Below are 17,952 nucleotides of genomic sequence, written 5' to 3'. Positions count from 1 at the left end.
GTGACTATTCCAACTCGTGAATTTGATGCGGTCGTGATTGGTGCCGGTGGTGCCGGCATGCGCGCCGCGCTGCAGATTGCCCAGTCCGGCAAGAGCTGCGCTCTGTTGTCCAAGGTCTTCCCGACCCGTTCTCACACTGTCTCCGCCCAGGGTGGCATCACGGTTGCGCTGGGCAATGCCCACGACGACAACTGGCAGTGGCACATGTATGACACCGTAAAAGGCTCCGATTACATCGGTGATCAGGAAGCCATCGAGTACATGTGCAAGACCGGCCCTGAAGCCATCTATGAGCTGGAGAACATGGGCTTGCCCTTCTCCCGTTTCGACAACGGCACTGTCTACCAGCGTCCGTTTGGCGGTCAGTCCAAGAATTTCGGTGGCGAGCAGGCTGCCCGTACTGCGGCTGCGGCCGACCGTACCGGCCACGCCCTGCTGCACACCCTCTATCAACAGAACGTCAAGAACAAGACCACCGTCTTCTCCGAGTGGTACGCGCTGGATCTGGTGAAAAACCAGGACGGTCACATCGTTGGCTGTACCGCCATCGATATGGAGAGCGGCGAAGTGGTCTACTTCAAGGCCAAGGCCACCGTGCTGGCCACCGGCGGTGCCGGTCGTATCTACCAGTCCACCACCAATGCCCACATCAACACAGGTGACGGCGTCGGCATGGCGCTGCGCGCCGGGGTAGGGGTGCAGGACATGGAGTTCTGGCAGTTCCACCCGACCGGCATCGCCGGGGCAGGCGTGCTGGTGACCGAAGGGTGCCGTGGTGAAGGCGGTTATCTGCTCAATAAAGATGGCGAGCGCTTCATGGAGCGTTATGCCCCCAACGCCAAGGATCTGGCCGGTCGCGACGTGGTGGCCCGCTCCATCATGATCGAGATCCGCGAAGGGCGTGGCTGTGATGGTCCTTGGGGCCCGCACATCAAGCTCAAGCTGGATCACCTCGGCAAAGAGGTACTGGAATCCCGTCTGCCGGGCATCTGCGAGCTCTCTCGCACCTTCGCCCACGTGGATCCGGTCAAAGAGCCTATTCCAATCATCCCGACCTGCCACTACATGATGGGCGGCGTGCCGACCAACGTGAATGGCCAGTGTCTGGCGCAAGACAAAGATGGCAATGACGTGCCGGTGGTCGGCCTGTTTGCGGTCGGCGAAATTGCCTGCGTCTCGGTACACGGCGCCAACCGTCTGGGTGGCAACTCCCTGCTGGATCTGGTGGTGTTTGGTCGCGCCGCTGGCATGCATCTGGTCAACACCCTGGGCGAGATGGAGCACGGCCGCGAAGCGTCCGAATCCGACATCGATGCCGCACTGGCCCGCTTCAACCGCTGGGAAAATTGCCGTGACGGCGAAGACCCGGTGCAGATCCGCAAAGACTTGCAGCGCTGCATGCAGAACAACTTCTCGGTGTTCCGCGAAGGGGATGCCATGGCTGAAGGGTTGGCGGAGCTGAAGCTGATCCGCGAGCGCCTGAAAAATGCCCGTCTGGATGACACCGCCAAAGAGTTCAACACCCAGCGCATCGAGTGTCTGGAGCTGGACAACCTGATGGAGACGGCGTTTGCCACTGCGGTGGCGGCCAACTTCCGTACCGAGAGTCGCGGAGCTCACAGCCGCTTTGACTTCCCGGATCGCGACGACGAGAGCTGGCTGTGTCACAGCCTCTATCACCCGGACACCGAGTCCATGACCCGTCGCGCTGTCAACATGTCACCCAAGACCCGTGAGGCGTTCCCGCCCAAGGTCCGGACTTACTGATTGCGGAGCCAAGCCCTATGAACGTCACTTTCTCTGTCTACAGATACAATCCGGATGTTGATAACGTCCCTTATATGAAGGAATATCGTCTTGATATTCCTGAAGGTTCCGACATGATGGTGCTCGACGCACTGATCCAGTTGAAAGAGCTGGACCCCACACTCGCCTTTCGCCGCTCTTGCCGCGAAGGGGTCTGTGGATCAGACGGTCTCAACATGAATGGCAAGAACGGTCTTGCCTGCATCACCCCGCTCTCCGATCTGCTGAAAAAGGGCAATAACGTCGTTATCCGCCCCTTGCCAGGCCTGCCGGTGATCCGCGATCTGGTGATCGACATGACCCAGTTCTACACCCAGTGGGAGAAGGTCAAACCCTTCCTCATCAATGAAGAGAAGTTGCCGCCGGTGCGTGAGCACCTGCAATCCCCCGAAGAGCGCGCCAAGCTGGATGGCCTGTACGAGTGCATTCTCTGTGCCTGCTGCTCCACTTCGTGCCCCTCCTTCTGGTGGAACCCCGACAAGTTCATCGGTCCGGCCGGGCTGCTTGCCGCCTACCGCTGGCTGGCTGACAGCCGCGACACCGCGACCACCGAGCGACTGGGTAATCTGGATGACGCCTTCAGCGTGTTCCGTTGCCACGGCATCATGAACTGCGTGAACGTCTGTCCGAAAGGCTTGAACCCGACCAAGGCGATTGGCCAGATCAAGTCGATGTTGCTCAATCGGGCTGTTTAGTATTCGGGCCGGCCAAGGTCGGCCCTGCTTCCGGACAGCCATCCCACCCGTGGCAGGATGGCTGTTTGAACCCTACAAGCTGCGTAGCAGTAACAAGAAGTACAAGGGATAGAAATGCATAACGGCGTGATGAAGGCCTGGTTGGAGTCATCTCACCTGGCTGGTGCGAATGCAAGCTACATTGAGGATTTGTACGAATCCTTCCTGGAAAATCCTGACTCCGTATCCGATGAGTGGCGCAGCCTGTTTAGCGAGCTGCCCCAGGTCAATGGCCATGCGGTCGAACAACCCCACTCCCAGGTCCGCGATTATTTCCGTCGTCTGGCCAAGGATCCCTCCCGTTACAGCGCGCCTGTCTCCGATCCGCAAGTGGATGCCAAGCAGGTGCGGGTACTGCAACTGATCAACGCGTTCCGTTTCCGTGGTCACCAGAATGCCAATCTGGACCCGCTCGGTCTGTGGCAGCGCGATACCGTCGCCGAACTGGATCCGGCATTCCACAACCTGCAGGGCGCAGACATGGAGGCCACCTTCAATGTGGGCTCCTACGCCATCGGTCGCGAGACCATGGTGCTCTCCGATCTCTACGCCTCGCTGAAGAAGACCTATTGCGGCTCCATCGGCGCCGACTACATGCACCTCACCTCGACCGAGGAGAAGCGCTGGCTGCAACAGCGTCTTGAATCCATTGAAGGGAAGGGGAGCTACACCCTCGAAGAGAAGACCCGCTTCCTCGACAACCTGACCGCCGCCGAAGGGCTGGAAAAATATCTGGGTGCCAAGTTCCCGGGAGCCAAGCGCTTCTCGCTGGAAGGTGGCGACGCCATGATCCCCATGCTGAAAGAGCTGATCCGTCGCGCCGGTGAGCAGGGCTGCAAAGAGGCCGTTATCGGTATGGCCCACCGCGGTCGCCTCAACGTGCTGATCAACGTGCTGGGCAAACGCGCTCAGGACCTGTTCGACGAGTTTGCCGGCAAACACGGCGAATCCTGGGGCACGGGCGACGTGAAGTACCACATGGGCTTCTCCTCCGACTTCGCCACCCCGGGCGGCAACGTCCATCTGGCGCTTGCCTTCAACCCGTCTCACCTCGAGATCGTCAACCCGGTGGTCATCGGCTCGGTGCGTGCCCGCATGGATCGTCGCGGTGACAAGGATGGTTCCAGCGTGCTGCCCATCACCATCCACGGTGACTCGGCCATGGCCGGTCAGGGCGTGGTGGCCGAGACCTTCAACATGTCTCTGACCCGCGCTTATGGCGTAGGCGGGACGGTGCGCATCGTCATCAACAACCAGGTCGGTTTCACCACCTCCTATCACCGTGACCTGCGCTCCACCGAATATTGCACCGACATCGCCAAGGCGGTGCAGGCGCCGGTGCTGCACGTCAACGGTGACGACCCGGAAGCCGTGGTGCTGGTGACCCAGATTGCGCTCGATTATCGCAACACCTTCAAGCGCGACGTGGTGATCGAACTGGTTTGCTACCGTCGTCATGGCCACAACGAGGCCGACGAGCCGAACGCGACCCAGCCCTTGATGTACCAGAAGATCAAGCAGCACCCGACCCCGCGCAAGATCTACGCCGATCAGCTGGTGGCCGAGGGGAGCATTGCCCAGGAGCAGGCGACGACGCTGGTCAACGAGTATCGCGAAGCACTGGATCGCGGCGAGCGGGTGAGCAAGGAGTGGCGGCCGATGGAGTTGCATTCCGTCGACTGGACCCCTTATCTCGGCCACGACTGGAACATGGCCTATGACAGCACAGTACCGATGGATCACCTCAAAGCCCTCGGCGAGCGGGTGAGCCAGTATCCGGCTACCCACGTGCTGCAGCGTCAGGTCGAGAAGATTTACGAAGACCGTCGTCTGATGGCTGCCGGCGAGAAGCTGGTGGACTGGGGCTTTGCCGAGACCCTGGCCTACGCCACCCTGGTGGACAAGGGTTCCCGCATCCGCTTTACCGGTGAAGACTCCGGCCGTGGCACCTTCTTCCACCGCCACGCCGTGCTGCACAACCAGACCGATGCCAGCACCTACACCCCGCTGTGCAACCTGCACGACGAGCAGGGGCCGTTCGAGATTTATGACTCGGTACTGACCGAGAACGCGGTACTGGCCTTTGAATATGGCTACGCCAGCGCCGAGCCGGCCGGCCTCACCATCTGGGAAGCCCAGTTCGGTGACTTCGCCAACTGTGCCCAGGTGGTAGTCGACCAGTTCCTCTCCTCCGGCGAGCAGAAGTGGGGCCGGATGTGCGGCCTGACCATGTTGCTGCCGCACGGTTACGAGGGGCAGGGGCCGGAGCACTCCTCCGCCCGTCTGGAGCGTTATCTGCAGATGTGCGCCCAGCACAACATGCAGGTGTGCGTCCCCTCAACCCCGGCTCAGGTATTCCACATGCTGCGCCGTCAGGTAGTGCGCCCGATGCGCCGTCCGCTCATCGTGATGACCCCCAAATCCCTGCTGCGCCATCCGCTGGCGGTGAGCAAGCTCGAAGATCTGGCGGAAGGCACCTTCCAGAACGCCATCGGCGAGATCGACGCGCTGGATCCGAAAGCGGTCAAGCGGGTGGTATTCTGCTCCGGCAAGGTCTATTACGACCTGCTCGAAGCCCGTCGCAAGGCGGAGCAGAAGGATGTGGCGATCGTGCGTATCGAACAGCTTTACCCCTTCCCGGAAGAGGAAGTGCGCGCCATTCTGGCCGATTACAGCCACGTCACCGATTTTGTCTGGTGTCAGGAAGAGCCGCAAAACCAGGGCGCCTGGTACTGCACCCGTCACAACTACGATGACGTGCTGCCGACCGGAGCCACCCTGCGTTATGCCGGTCGCCCGGCGTCCGCCTCGCCGGCGGTTGGTTACATGTCCGTCCACGCCAAGCAGCAGAAAGCCTTGGTGGAAGATGCCCTTACTCTGGCCTAAGCCCTGAACAAGAAGTAACAAGGAACTGATTAGATGACTATCGAGATCAAGGTACCGGACCTGCCGGAATCAGTGGCGGATGCCACCATTGCCACCTGGCACAAGAAGCCGGGTGATCTGGTTGCCCGTGATGAAGTGCTGGTCGACATCGAAACCGACAAGGTGGTGCTGGAAGTGCCGGCACCGCAAGCTGGCGTGCTGGGCGACATCCTGCAGGCAGAGGGGGCAACCGTCCTCTCCCGCCAGCTGATCGCCACCATCAAGGCGGCTGCCGTGGCCGGTGAAGAGACCAAAGAGAAGCCGGCTGAAGCGGTTGCCGATGATGGTGCCGATGGCCTGAGCCCCTCCGTGCGTCGTCTGATTGGCGAGCACGACATCGACGTGGCCAAGCTGACCGGCACCGGCAAGGGCGGTCGCATCACCAAGGATGATGTGGAAGCCTACATCAAGGCGCTGAGCAAGCCTGCCGCAGCCGCTCCGGTTGCTGCTGCTCCGGTCGCACCGGTTGCCGCACTGGCCGGTCGCAGCGAGAAGCGGGTGCCGATGACCCGTCTGCGCAAGCGCATCGCCGAGCGTCTGCTGGAAGCGAAAAACACCACCGCCATGCTGACCACCTTCAACGAGGTCAACATGAAGCCCATCATGGATCTGCGCAAGCAGTACGGCGAGATCTTCGAGAAGAAGCACGGCATCAAGCTCGGCTTCATGTCCTTCTACGTGAAGGCGGTGGTGGAGTCCCTCAAGCGCTATCCGGAAGTGAACGCCGGGCTGGATGGTGACGACATCGTCTACCACAACTACTTCGACGTCAGCATCGCCGTCTCCACCCCCCGTGGTCTGGTGACGCCGGTACTGCGCGACTGCGACAACATGAGCCTGGCCGACATCGAGAAGGCCATCAAGGATCTGGCCGGCAAGGGCCGCGACGGCAAATTGACCGTGGATGAGCTGACTGGCGGCAACTTCACCATCACCAACGGTGGAGTGTTCGGCTCCCTGATGTCCACCCCGATCATCAACCCGCCCCAGAGCGCCATTCTGGGCATGCACAAGATCCAGGATCGCCCGATGGCCGTTGACGGCAAGGTCGAGATCCTGCCGATGATGTACCTGGCCCTCTCCTACGATCACCGTCTCATCGACGGGCGCGAATCGGTAGGCTTCCTGGTCTCCGTCAAGGAGCTCCTGGAAGATCCGACCCGCCTGCTGCTGGACGTCTGAGCAACCAACTGAAAGATAACGAGGGGCCCCCGAGGCCCCCACTCACAGGGGATTGAGAAACACGAGCCCCGGACGGAAATACCTACAACACGGATAGAGCATCTATGAATCTGCATGAATATCAGGCAAAACAGCTGTTTGCCGAGTATGGCCTGCCGGTCTCCGAAGGTTATGCCTGTGCTACCCCGCAGGAAGCGGCCGAAGCGGCCGACAAGATTGGCGGCAATACCTGGGTGGTGAAATGCCAGGTACACGCCGGTGGTCGCGGCAAGGCGGGCGGTGTGAAAGTGGCCAAGAGCAAGGATGAGATCCGTGCCTTCGCCCAGAACTGGCTGGGCAAGAATCTGGTGACCTACCAGACCGACGCCAACGGCCAGCCGGTCACCAAGATCCTGGTTGAATCCTGCACCGACATCGCCAAAGAGCTCTACCTGGGCGCCGTGGTTGACCGTGGCTCCCGTCGCGTGGTCTTCATGGCCTCGACCGAAGGTGGCGTGGATATCGAGAAGATCGCCCACGAAACCCCCCATCTGATCCACAAGGCGGCCATCGATCCGCTGGTGGGTCCGCAGGCCTATCAGGCCCGCGAACTGGCCTTCAAACTGGGTCTGGTCGGCGATCAGATCAAACAGTTCACCAAGATCTTCATGGGTCTGGGTCAGATGTTCCTCGACTGCGATTTCGCGCTGCTGGAGATCAACCCGCTGGTGATCACCGCGCAGGGCAACCTGCACTGCCTGGATGGCAAGATCAACATCGACGCCAACGCCCTCTATCGTCAGCCGAAGCTGCGCGAGATGCACGACCCGTCACAGGATGACCCCCGCGAAGCGCACGCCGCCCAGTGGGAGCTCAACTATGTGGCCCTCGATGGCAACATCGGCTGCATGGTCAACGGCGCGGGTCTGGCCATGGGTACCATGGATATCGTCAACCTGCACGGCGGCAAGCCGGCCAACTTCCTTGACGTCGGCGGCGGCGCCACCAAGGAGCGCGTGACCGAGGCGTTCAAGATCATCCTCTCCGACAGCAACGTCAAAGCGGTGCTGGTCAACATCTTTGGCGGCATCGTGCGCTGCGACATGATCGCGGAAGGCATCATAGGTGCTGTCAAGGAAGTGGGGGTCAAGGTGCCCGTGGTCGTGCGTCTGGAAGGCAACAATGCCGAGCTGGGTGGTATCAAGCTGGCCGAGAGTGGCCTCAACATCATTGCGGCCAAGAGTCTGACCGATGCCGCGCAGCAAGTCGTCAAAGCAGCGGAGGCCAACTGATGAGCGTACTGATTAACAAGGAAACCCGAGTCATCTGCCAGGGCTTTACCGGCGGTCAGGGTACTTTCCACTCCGAGCAGGCGCTCTCTTACGGCACCCAGCTGGTGGGCGGCGTCTCCCCGGGCAAGGGTGGCACCACCCATCTGGGGCTGCCGGTGTTCAACACCGTCCGTGACGCGGTTGAAGCGACCGGCGCCACTGCCTCCGTCATCTATGTCCCGGCGCCGTTCTGCAAGGACGCGATCCTGGAAGCGATCGACGCGGGCATCAAGCTGATCGTCACCATCACCGAAGGCATCCCGACTCTGGATATGCTGGATGTGAAAGTGAAGCTGCAAGAGACCGGCGTGCGGATGATCGGCCCCAACTGCCCGGGTGTGATCACTCCGGGTGAGTGCAAGATCGGCATCATGCCGGGCCACATTCACAAGCCGGGCAAGGTGGGTATCGTCTCCCGCTCCGGCACCCTGACCTACGAAGCGGTCAAGCAGACCACTGACGAGGGCTTTGGCCAGTCCACCTGCGTCGGTATCGGTGGCGACCCCATCCCGGGCTCCAACTTTATCGACATTCTGGAGATGTTCCAGAACGACCCGCAGACCGAAGCGATCGTGATGATCGGCGAGATCGGTGGCAACGCCGAGGAAGACGCGGCCGCCTATATCAAGGCCCACGTCACCAAGCCGGTGGTCTCCTATATCGCCGGTGTTACCGCGCCTCCCGGCAAGCGGATGGGCCACGCTGGCGCCATCATCTCCGGTGGCAAGGGTACCGCCGCCGACAAGTTTGCCGCGCTGGAAGATGCTGGCGTGAAAACCGTCCGCTCCCTGGCCGATATCGGCAAGGCTCTGCGCGAAGTGACCGGCTGGTAATTCCTGTTAGCCCGTTATCGCTAATAAAAATGCCGCCCGATGGGCGGCATTTTTATTCACTAATGATTTGAAGCAGTCATCTTTATTTCCGGACGTTAGAATATGCTTTGCTGTTTGACCTTACGGGTTAGGTAATAAGTGCTCTGTAAATAGGCGTTAACTCACAGTATAATCAACAATTAGGCCCATAAAAACTGAACCGGTACTCTGTGAATGAGCATAAATTTCCTAAAAAGTGATTTTGAGAAAGTTAACTATCTGTTAAATTTGTTGATCGCTCATGCCACAGGAAAAACAGCAGATTCCAGTGAATACGAACAACTTCGCTACGAGTTACTTAGTAATCACGATATTGCTACCCAATTACCAGCATGGCTAAAACTACATAGAAATCTTGACTCTTTCTGGGGGTTCATACAGCCGAAATTCGCTACGTATGCTGAGCGAAGAACCTACCTTTCTGAGCAATTCACACCACTGCTGGACGCGCTTGAGTTCGGTGTGTCAGTGCCATTACAAAATCAAGGCAAGGTCTTAGGCGGAATAAATGAACCTATAGCTAGAAACAAAAGAAATGTTTTTATTGTTCATGGAAGGGATAATGAAGCTAAATATGAAGTTAGCCGTTTCATAGAAAGTTTAGGTCTTAAAGCAATCATACTTCATGAGCAAGCTAGTTCAGGAATGACAATCATTGAGAAGATTGAGCATTATTCAAACGATGCCGACTTTGCTCTAATTTTATATACGCCCTGTGATCTTGGTCGGGGTGTGCATGAATCAAAAATTCCTCCTAAAAACCGAGCTCGACAGAACGTTGTTTTTGAACATGGCTACCTGATGGCAAAATTCGGTAGGGAAAATGTTTGTGCCTTGGTTAAGGGAGAAATTGAAACTCCAAATGACATCAGTGGCGTAGTATACGTGGGCTTAGATGCCGCTGGTGGCTGGAAACTTGCAGTATCTAAAGAGCTCAAGGCATGTGGTTATGCAATTACCAGTTGGTGATCATCTCGTATGTTGGGCTTCGCTACGCTCTGCACCAACCTACAAATCACGCTATCGCTCTGAGTGACAACTCGTGGGGTTGAATAGCGAAGCGTATTCGGACGGGCGGTTCGTATTGCCACAGGGATTACCAGCCGCCAGAATCGAACTGGTCAAGATTGTTCCGCTGCTGAAATCGAATTGACTGATGCTGTTTCGCAAGTGAATCAGTCCTGCCGCCGCTGAGGTCAATCAGCTGACCACGCTTGGTGATAATGCCCCTCTGATTTCATCTGTAAAAATGCCGACCCAAAGGTCGGCATTTTGCTTTTAAGAAGCGCCTTGCTTGCGGCATATGCTCAGAGCGCAGTTGATGAGATCCTCACACTCGCCATTTCGCCTGAGCCTATTGGCTAAAGACCGTCTGCCCGCGAAAGACGGTGCGGGTGACTTTGGTATCGGCGATCTGCTCCGGCTTGCCAGCGGCGACCAGCTGGTAGAGATCCCGATCCAGCACGATAAAGTCGGCCGATTTGCCTGCTTCGATGGAGCCGCTGATAGCCTGCTGGCGCACTGCGCGGGCGCCGTTGATGGTGTAGGCATCCAGCATTTGGTCTAGGGTGATGCGCTGGCTCGCCCGAAAGTCATCGCCGCTTTTGGGTGCATGGTTAACCCCGGCGGCCATATTGGCGAAGGGGCGCGGATCGCGGCTGTCGACCGGCGCATCGCTGCCGGCCACCAGAATGGCTCCCGCCTTGCGCGAGCTGGCCACCGGATAGAGCGCCTGCTTGAGATACCCCTTGGGATCGTACATCGCCTCGTGCAGGGATTGCCCCTTGCGGGTCGGCTGAATAAAGGGGGTAACCAGCATGTCATATTCGGGCTGGGGGTTGGTCCAGGCGTAGGTGAAGGTGAGGTAGAGGCCAAGCTGGCCGAGCCGCTGTTGATCGTCAGGATGCACCACCTGCAGATGGGCGAGGGTATGAGGAATGCCGTGATCGCCGTTGTTGGCGCGGGCCGCTTCTAGTGCATCGAGGGCCATGCGGGTAGTGCGATCGCCGATGCTGTGCATATGGATGCTAAAGCCCGCCTTGTCGAGCGCCCCCACGTAGCGGTTCAGATCGGCGGCGCGGTAGTTGACCAGCCCCTTGCTGCCTGCATCCTCGCTGTTGGCGGTGATAGTGACCTGCTCGCCACCCTGATCCGCGGCGAGGTGGGGGGTCTGGTAGTTGGCCAGCATACCGGCGTTGGGCAGGAAGGGGGGCGTGCTGAAGGGATCCCCCTCCAGTACTCCGTCGAGGAAGATCTTGATCGCATCGGCCTTGATCAGCGGATCACCGGCGAACTGGTCGCGCACCCGGTTGGCCTTGGCCAGATGGCCGCCGATATCGAGCTTGCCGCTGTAGTCATCCTCGTGAAAACAGGTGGCGGCGGTGACCCGCATATTGAGCAGCCCCTGATCTTCCATCTCCCGCAGGCGATCGCGGATAAAGTCGGTGGCGCAGGCGTCCTGAATGCTGGTGATGCCGCGCGAGGCCATCAGGGTCGAGACGGCGGGCAGGATCTGGCGATACTGGTTCGCCGCCTGCTCGTCACGGGCGCTGAGCAGGCCGCTATCGGGGGAGGGGATGGCGCTACGGGCCCCCTCGCGAATAACGCCGCTATCGAGATCCACATAGGGTTTGAAGGGGGCAAAGAGGCCGCCCGGCGCCAGGGTGGCGGTGGAGAAGCCCACCTGTTTGCCGCTTTTATCGGTCGCCAGCGCCAGTGCCCGCGAGTTGTAGGCGCTGGCGTGGCCATCGACCCCGGCCAGCACCACCGGGTTGTCGGGGGCGGCGGCATCGAGGGCCGCCAGTACGGTTTTATAGGCGGTGGTGGGGGCGTTGCCCTCGTAGGGAGACCACTGGTTGATCACCAGCCAGTCGCCAGCTTTGGGGGCGTAGCGGGGCAGGCTGCGCTTCACCTTGGCCGCCAGCTCGCCGAGATCGACCGGCTTGCCGTCGAGATCGCACATATCGAGGGCCACCGTGCCCAGCAGATGGATATGGTTGTCGTGCAGCCCCGGCAGCACCATCTTGCCCTGCAAGTCGACCACCTGAGTGTCGGGGGTGGTGAGCGCCTCGGCCCCCTGCCGGTTGCCCACATAGAGGAACTGGCCGCCGCTCACCACCATGGCCTCTGCCACCTGCCGCTGACCATCCTGAGTGTGGATCTTGCCGTTGAGATAAAGAGTGCGTGCGGCGATGGGCGGTTGCCCCTGCTGACAGCCCGCCAGCGTGGCGGCCAGCAGCGGGGCGAGCAGCAAAAAGGTGCGGGAACGGGCGTGGTGTGGTGCCTTGCAATCCATGCAGTGATCTCCTTGAGGGTCGGGTTGAGTGCAGTTTTTACTGCACATTACGCGATCTCTTTATGGCTGCCCGGTCAAAAAATGCCAGCAATTGCTGTAAATATTTAACGTTTTGTTTACCATGTCACATCAATCGGTGGCGAGCGGGGCGCAGTGCCCGCTTTGCTGAGGTACCAAGATCTACCGCCAGAGCGCCTGCCGATGGGCCAACAACAGGGAGGGGTGATGTCAGAGGAGTCAGTGACCGAGGGGCCGTTACCCCGGGGGGTTGCCATGCGCCGCCAACCCAAGCAGCAGCGCAGTCAGGCGGTGGCCAGCCGCATCGAGGAGGCGACCCTGAGCCTGTTGCAGGAACAGGGCTTTACTGCTCTCAATACCAACGCCATCGCCGATCGGGCAGGGGTGGGGATCAAGTCGCTCTACCACCTCTATCCCAACAAGGAGGCGATCATCGGCCGCCTCGCCATGGGGTGGCTGGCGGCGGTCTGTGAGGCGCAGCAGGCGATCCGGCTACAGGCGACCAGCTGGCCACAGGCGCTGGTGCTGCTCGACGAGGCACTGGAGGAGCTGGAGCGCCGCTTTGTCGGCTATGGCGCCCTCTGGCATGCGATGGATTTGATCCCCGAGCTGCATGCGCTGGAGCAGCAGCACGAGCGGGGTCAGATTGATTTCTGGTCATCCCTGTTGCGCGATTTTGGCTGCCGCTGGCCGGAGCCCGAACTCACGACGCTGGTGCGCTACTTCTATCGCACCGCCGATGTCACCAAGCAGTGCACCCGGGCCGACGGGGATCTCGGTCAGCAGATGTGGCTGCTGCACCGCCACTGGAGCGAGCAGCTGATCGCCGCCGCCATTGCCGAGCCCGACCCCGAGCGGGTGTGGCAGGCAAGGCCTGCGTTGCTGCTGGGGACGGAAGTATCGGCGGCCGACAAGTGGCGGCGATAAACCGCGTGCAAGCGTAGCGGGCTGGCGATGTTTGCCCTGATCGGCGGGACTCTCTCTCTGGCGCGATATCACAGCAAGGCGGCGCTTTGTCAGCCTGATTGTTGCGACAGTAAAATGATTTCTCTTGATGGTGTTTCGCTGGTGAAACAGTGCTGTTGGCAGCAGGTTGGGCACCGTGTGTGCCGCGTCTTGTCTATGCCGTCCGATGCCCTCCGATCCGGGCAATGCAGCGCGGAGCTGATCGCAGGTTTTCGCCGCTCGGGATCATCCTGCACGCTGATGGTCTATGGTGCCATTAGCAAAGCGCCAAACCTTAGGTCGGCGCTCTGCTTGTTGCAGTCAGACGGGGCAGAACCGTGCGGGATTGGTATTACCGCGCTTACTTGTCTGCCTTGCCAGCGGCATCGGCAAGTTTGGCCAGCTGTTTGTCATACCAGGCCACCGGGCGGTTTTCATCTTCCGCCCGCTCTTTGCGCCGGATGGCGTTGCGCACCGCCATGGCGCCCAGCCAGCGAAAGGGTTCGGGTGGAAAGTAGCCGCGCGGGCCGCTGACCAGCGCGCAGTCGCGCCACGGCTTGTCCTCCTCCCGCCCCTCATCGCGCACCAAGGCCGCCAGGATCTGGCCGCCCATCCAGCTCTGCGCCACCCCGTTGCCGGAATAGCCGAGGCCATAGACGATATTGGGCTGCCCTCGCCAGTGGCCGAAGAAGGGGAGGCCATCCACCGAGCGATCGGAGGCGCCGCACCAGCTGGCGGCGATGGGCACCTCTTTAAGTGCCGGAAAGAAGCGGCGCAGGGTGCGGGTGAGAGGGGCAAGATAACGGCTCGGCGCATCAAACTCGGCCAGATGGCGGTTGGCAAAGGCGAAGGTGTTGCCCCCTTTGCCCAGCATCAGCCGCCCTTGCGGGGTCGAGCGGTAGTAATGGACAAAGGTGCGGCCATCCACCACGGAGCGGCCGTGTTCAAGCTGCTGGGCGGCCAGTGCATCCGGTGCGGGGTCGGTTATCACCATATCGGAGGAGACCAGCACGATAGTGCGGCGAAACTCGCGAAAGTGCTGCACCATGGCGCTGTTGAGGGCCAGCACTACCTTGCGGGCACGCACCTCACCTTGCGGCGTCTGCACTCGCGCCGGCTGGCCCGCCTCAAGGCGCTGCATGGGGGAGTGCTCATAGACCTCGACCCCCAGCTCCCGAGCCACCCGCAGCAGACCGCGCACCAGCAGTGCCGGTTGCACCGAGCCCGCGTGGGGGCTGTAGAGCCCCTCCAGATGAACGTGGGAGCCGCTCTGGCTCGCCAGTTCATCCTCTGCAATCGCCTGCCACTGGTTAAGGTCGGCGCGCTGTAGCTCCTGCAATACCGGCTCCATCAGGCCGCGCTGGGCCTCGCTGGTGGCGGTGTAGCAGGTGCCCTCGACTCTCAGCTCTGCCTCTATGTTGTGCTTTTCGCAGAAGCGGGCGATCTCGTGTACCGCCTGCTCGGATCTTTGCACCAGCCAGGCGGCCTGCTGCTCGCCAAACAGGCGCTTTAACGTCAGGTATTTGGCCGACCAGGTGAGCAAACAGCCGCCGTTGCGCCCGGAGGCGCCGCTGCCACAGCGATCTTTCTCCAGCACCATGACGTGCAGGTGGGGCTCGGCCTGTTTAAGGGCGATGGCGCTCCACAGCCCGGTAAAGCCGCCACCGACGATGCAGATATCGGCCTCGTGGTGGCCGTGAAGGGGCGTGGGCGGCACGGGCTGTTCGGCGGCGAGCGCCTCGGCTAGCCAGAAGGGGAGAGTGGACATGGTGACTCCTCGATAAGGTTATGGGTGGCGCCAGCGCTGGGTGCGATCCAGCAGGGCGCGGCTCAAAAAGAGCTGGAGCAGCTTGACGGCGGCGGCGGCCAGCAGGATCAGGGTGGCCATGGCGGCGGCCGCGGCGGTATCGCCGGAATCCTCCATATTGAGCACGGCGATGGAGGCGAGCACGCTGTCGCTCGAATAGAGGAAGATCACCGCCGAGGTGGTGGTCATGGCGTTGACGAACAGATAGATGAAGATCTCCAGCAGCGCTGGCAGGAAGGCGGGCAGGGTGACCCGCAAGAACGCCTTCCAGAGCAGAATGCGCAATGAGATGGCCACCAGCTCCAGCTCCTTGGGCAGTTGCTTGAGGCTGGTCAGCGCCGTCATATGGCCCACGGTGTAGTAGTGGATGACGCAAGAGAGCACCATTAGTGGCAGGGTGCCGTAGAGGCCGCCAAAGAGCGGATTGCCGTTGAAAAAGAAGATATAGCCGAGACCCAGCACCATGCCGGGTACCGCCAGCGACAGCATGGCGAGCAGATGCAACAGCTGGCGCAGCGGCGCAAAGTGGCGCCCCTTCTCCTGCGCCCAGGCCAGCACCATCACCAGCACGGTACCGATAAGCGCGGTATAGAGGCCCAGCTGCAAGGTGTTGGTAAAGGGCTGCCAGCCGTAGACACTGTTGCTGTCAAAGGCGTAGTGATCCAGCGTCAGAGCGAGGTTATAGGGCCAGAACTGCACCAGGGAGCCGTAAACTGCCATCCCCACCAGCGCCAGAAACAGCAGGGCCCAGAGGGTACACCAGCCGAGCGCCAGCAGATCCCGCAGCCGATGGGGTTTGGGCTGATAGGGAACCGCCTTGGTGCTGCTCTGCTCCTGCATCTTGCTGCGTACCCTGTGCTCCAGGGCAAAGCTCAAGAGCGCCGGCAGCAGCAGGGTGACGCTGGCAACGGCGCCCAGCGAGAAGTTCTGCATCCCGATCACCTGCCGGTAGATATCGGTGGCCAGCACGCTGTACTGGCCGCCAATCACCTTGGCCACCCCGAAGTCGCAGATGGTGAGGGTGAAGACGGCGATGGCAGCGCTGAGCAGGCCATAACGGGCGGTAGGCAGGGTGACGGTGACAAAGGTGCGCCAGCCGCTGCTGCCCAGCACCCGGGAGGCTTCATAGAGGCGGGCATCGCTCTGGCCCAGAGCCGTGATAAGGATCATCAGGGCGTGGGGGAAACACCAGAAGCCAAGGCCAATGACGATGCCGATGGGGCCGTAGATGCTCTCGCCGCCGAGCAACCCCTTGGCGATCCCCTGATTGCCAAACCAGTAGACCAGACTGATGGCGGGCAACAGGGAGGGCATCAACAGTGGAATAAGGCCGATGAGGCGAAACAGGGGCTTGCCCGGCATGCAGGTGCGGGTGAGGGCATAGGCGTAGCCAAAGGCGATGGTCACCACCAGCGTGGTGATCAACACCCCGAGCCAGAGGGTGTTGCCGATGGTGCGCCCCAGATGAGGGGAGTCGAAGTAGGCGCTGAAGTTGGCAAGGCCTATCCAGAGGCCGTTCTCATCTTGCAGGCTCTTTTGCAGCATGGTGAGCAGCGGCAGCAGCAGACCGCCGGTGAGCAGGGCGATGCCGAGCACCAGCAGGATCAGTTGCAGCAGCTGATCCCGGCTCCAGCCAGGGCAAAGCCGCTGCCAACGAGAGTCTTGCCGGGCTGTCGCTGGCGACAGCAGGGAGGAGGTCGCAAAGGGGGCAGTCATGGGTGCTCTCCTTCAAACAGTTGCATCGCCCCGGCGGGCCAGTGCAGCGAGCAGCGCATGCCGCTGCGCCAGCCACCCTGTTCGTGGCGGGGCAGTTCGTGGGTCGGGCGCTCCACCAGAATTTGCTGTGGGCCCAGATAGGTGTCGGCGGTGCAGATAAGTCGCTGGGCGGCGCCGAGAAACTCCACCTGATCGATGGTTGCTTCAACGCCATGTTGCCCAAGATACGGCTCGCTCGGCGCACTCAGGGTGATCGCCTCGGGGCGGATCGCCACCTGCAATTTGCTACCGGCCGCGGCCTGGTTGGCAAGTGTCAGCGGTTGTTCGTTGAGGCGCACCTGATTGGGGCTCAGCACCAGGGTCTCGAGGAAGTTCATGGTGCCTACAAAGCTTGCCACGAAACGGCTGGCAGGCTGGTGGTAGATCTCCTGCGGGGTGCCCACCTGTACGATGCGGCCGCCCTCCATCACCACGATGCGATCGGCCATGGTCAGCGCCTCTTCCTGATCGTGGGTCACCATGATGGTGGTGATGCCAAGGCGCTGCTGCAGGGCGCGGATCTCGCTGCGAAGGTGGGTGCGCACCAGCGCATCCAGCGCGCTGAGCGGTTCGTCCAGCAGCAGCAGGCCGGGGGAGAGAGCCAAGGCCCGGGCTAGCGCCACCCGCTGCTGTTGGCCGCCGGAGATCTGGCTCGGGTATTTGTGGGACTGGGCAGTGAGATCCACCAGCCCCAGCCAGTGGTCCACCCGCTCCTTGATGAGATCTCGCGCCAACCCCTGATTCTCAAGGCCGAAGGCGATGTTCTGGGCCACCGTCAGGTTGGGGAAGAGGGCATAGGACTGAAACACGATGCCAAAGTCGCGCTGCTGGGGCGGCAGGCGGGAGATATTGCGCCCTCCTTGCCAGATCTCGCCACTGTCCGGCAGATCCAGCCCGGCGATGGCTCTGAGCAAGGTGGTCTTGCCGCAGCCAGAGGGGCCGAGAAAGCAGATAAACTCCCCCGGCTCAATGGTCAGAGAGATCCCTTTAAGGGCCTGAAAAGCACCGAACTGCTTGTTGAGATGTTGAATGTCCAGATAGGGCTGGGTCATGGTTCGACTCGCTACTGATTTGGTATATACCAGTTTGCAGGTGAAGTGTGACGGTCAGGTGATCGGGGGATGACAGCTTGATGACAGTCAAATGAGATCGGGTCGCCAGCAAGTGGCTTGGCCCTGTGTGGATGGGCGAAGCGTCGCTAATTGAAGGCAATACAAACTCGGGAAGTTAAAACCAAAAAGCGAAGGCCAACACCTGTTGGCCTTCGACTGGCAGTTTATTGGCTGCGGTGTGTCTGGCGTGA

The 17,952-nt window shown here is 60.8% G+C and carries 12 protein-coding genes; 8 read left to right on the top strand and 4 right to left on the bottom strand.

Annotation, left to right across the window (positions count from 1 at the left end; all coding sequences use genetic code 11):
* The 7 genes from sdhA (at position 1) to LG31_RS20680 (ending at position 9,798) form a co-directional block, all read left to right on the top strand.
* A complete protein-coding gene (gene sdhA / locus LG31_RS0119865; RefSeq protein WP_033116134.1) occupies positions 1-1,767 on the top strand; it encodes a succinate dehydrogenase flavoprotein subunit in 1,767 nt (588 codons plus the stop codon).
* A gap of 17 nt (positions 1,768-1,784) precedes the next feature.
* The gene (locus LG31_RS0119860) at positions 1,785-2,501 is read left to right on the top strand and encodes a succinate dehydrogenase iron-sulfur subunit (RefSeq protein WP_033116133.1); all 717 of its coding nucleotides are present in this window, start codon (positions 1,785-1,787) and stop codon (positions 2,499-2,501) included.
* A 114-nt stretch (positions 2,502-2,615) separates the two neighbouring features.
* Complete coding sequence (sucA, locus tag LG31_RS0119855; RefSeq protein WP_033116132.1) at positions 2,616-5,426, top strand: 2-oxoglutarate dehydrogenase E1 component; 2,811 nt, start codon at positions 2,616-2,618, stop codon at positions 5,424-5,426.
* A gap of 33 nt (positions 5,427-5,459) precedes the next feature.
* Entirely contained in the window at positions 5,460-6,647 is a 1,188-nt protein-coding gene (odhB, locus tag LG31_RS0119850; RefSeq protein ID WP_033116131.1) for a 2-oxoglutarate dehydrogenase complex dihydrolipoyllysine-residue succinyltransferase, read from the top strand.
* 104 nt (positions 6,648-6,751) lie between these two features.
* A complete protein-coding gene (sucC, locus tag LG31_RS0119845; RefSeq protein ID WP_005361097.1) occupies positions 6,752-7,918 on the top strand; it encodes an ADP-forming succinate--CoA ligase subunit beta in 1,167 nt (388 codons plus the stop codon).
* Positions 7,918-8,790: a succinate--CoA ligase subunit alpha gene (gene sucD, locus LG31_RS0119840; RefSeq protein WP_033116130.1), complete on the top strand. Its 873-nt coding sequence runs from the start codon at positions 7,918-7,920 to the stop codon at positions 8,788-8,790. The genes sucC and sucD overlap by 1 nt, the downstream gene beginning before the upstream one ends.
* A gap of 213 nt (positions 8,791-9,003) precedes the next feature.
* The gene (locus tag LG31_RS20680; RefSeq protein WP_084059669.1) at positions 9,004-9,798 is read left to right on the top strand and encodes a TIR domain-containing protein; all 795 of its coding nucleotides are present in this window, start codon (positions 9,004-9,006) and stop codon (positions 9,796-9,798) included.
* A 385-nt stretch (positions 9,799-10,183) separates the two neighbouring features.
* Here the strand turns inward: LG31_RS20680 and LG31_RS0119835 are convergent, their stop codons facing one another.
* The gene (locus LG31_RS0119835; RefSeq protein ID WP_033116129.1) at positions 10,184-12,124 is read right to left on the bottom strand and encodes an amidohydrolase; all 1,941 of its coding nucleotides are present in this window, start codon (positions 12,122-12,124) and stop codon (positions 10,184-10,186) included.
* A gap of 225 nt (positions 12,125-12,349) precedes the next feature.
* Here LG31_RS0119835 and LG31_RS0119830 point away from each other — a divergent pair, with 225 nt between their 5' ends.
* Entirely contained in the window at positions 12,350-13,069 is a 720-nt protein-coding gene (locus LG31_RS0119830; protein ID WP_193354239.1) for a TetR/AcrR family transcriptional regulator, read from the top strand.
* Positions 13,070-13,448: 379 nt separating this feature from the next.
* On the opposite strand, the gene LG31_RS0119825 is transcribed toward LG31_RS0119830, so the two are convergent.
* From LG31_RS0119825 to LG31_RS0119815, 3 genes are read right to left on the bottom strand one after another with little or no spacing between them, the layout of a single operon-like run.
* Positions 13,449-14,855 carry an FAD-dependent oxidoreductase gene (locus LG31_RS0119825; protein ID WP_033116128.1) on the bottom strand — a complete coding sequence of 469 codons (1,407 nt, stop codon included), beginning with the start codon at positions 14,853-14,855 and terminating at the stop codon, positions 13,449-13,451.
* Between the two features lie 18 nt (positions 14,856-14,873).
* Positions 14,874-16,610, bottom strand: coding sequence for a putative 2-aminoethylphosphonate ABC transporter permease subunit (locus tag LG31_RS0119820; RefSeq protein WP_033116127.1), 1,737 nt, complete (start codon positions 16,608-16,610; stop codon positions 14,874-14,876).
* Positions 16,607-17,701 (bottom strand): putative 2-aminoethylphosphonate ABC transporter ATP-binding protein, encoded by a 1,095-nt coding sequence (locus tag LG31_RS0119815; protein WP_033116126.1) that lies wholly within the window; start codon positions 17,699-17,701, stop codon positions 16,607-16,609. Before LG31_RS0119815 ends, LG31_RS0119820 begins: the two co-directional genes overlap by 4 nt.
* Positions 17,702-17,952: the final 251 nt, after the last annotated feature.

Source organism: Aeromonas lacus, assembly GCF_000764665.1.
Lineage (GTDB): Bacteria > Pseudomonadota > Gammaproteobacteria > Enterobacterales > Aeromonadaceae > Aeromonas > Aeromonas lacus.
This window is presented reverse-complemented; position numbering and strand designations above follow the sequence as displayed.

Excerpts from the sequence above, each read along its gene's own strand:
- LG31_RS0119815 (WP_033116126.1), bottom strand. The coding sequence starts at position 17,701 with ATGACCCAGCCCTATCTGGACATTCAACATCTCAACAAGCAGTTCGGT.
- odhB (WP_033116131.1), top strand. The coding sequence starts at position 5,460 with ATGACTATCGAGATCAAGGTACCGGACCTGCCGGAATCAGTGGCGGAT.
- LG31_RS0119860 (WP_033116133.1), top strand. The coding sequence starts at position 1,785 with ATGAACGTCACTTTCTCTGTCTACAGATACAATCCGGATGTTGATAAC.
- sucA (WP_033116132.1), top strand. The coding sequence starts at position 2,616 with ATGCATAACGGCGTGATGAAGGCCTGGTTGGAGTCATCTCACCTGGCT.
- sucC (WP_005361097.1), top strand. The coding sequence starts at position 6,752 with ATGAATCTGCATGAATATCAGGCAAAACAGCTGTTTGCCGAGTATGGC.
- LG31_RS0119835 (WP_033116129.1), bottom strand. The coding sequence starts at position 12,124 with ATGGATTGCAAGGCACCACACCACGCCCGTTCCCGCACCTTTTTGCTG.
- LG31_RS20680 (WP_084059669.1), top strand. The coding sequence starts at position 9,004 with ATGAGCATAAATTTCCTAAAAAGTGATTTTGAGAAAGTTAACTATCTG.
- LG31_RS0119820 (WP_033116127.1), bottom strand. The coding sequence starts at position 16,610 with ATGACTGCCCCCTTTGCGACCTCCTCCCTGCTGTCGCCAGCGACAGCC.
- LG31_RS0119830 (WP_193354239.1), top strand. The coding sequence starts at position 12,350 with ATGTCAGAGGAGTCAGTGACCGAGGGGCCGTTACCCCGGGGGGTTGCC.
- sucD (WP_033116130.1), top strand. The coding sequence starts at position 7,918 with ATGAGCGTACTGATTAACAAGGAAACCCGAGTCATCTGCCAGGGCTTT.
- LG31_RS0119825 (WP_033116128.1), bottom strand. The coding sequence starts at position 14,855 with ATGTCCACTCTCCCCTTCTGGCTAGCCGAGGCGCTCGCCGCCGAACAG.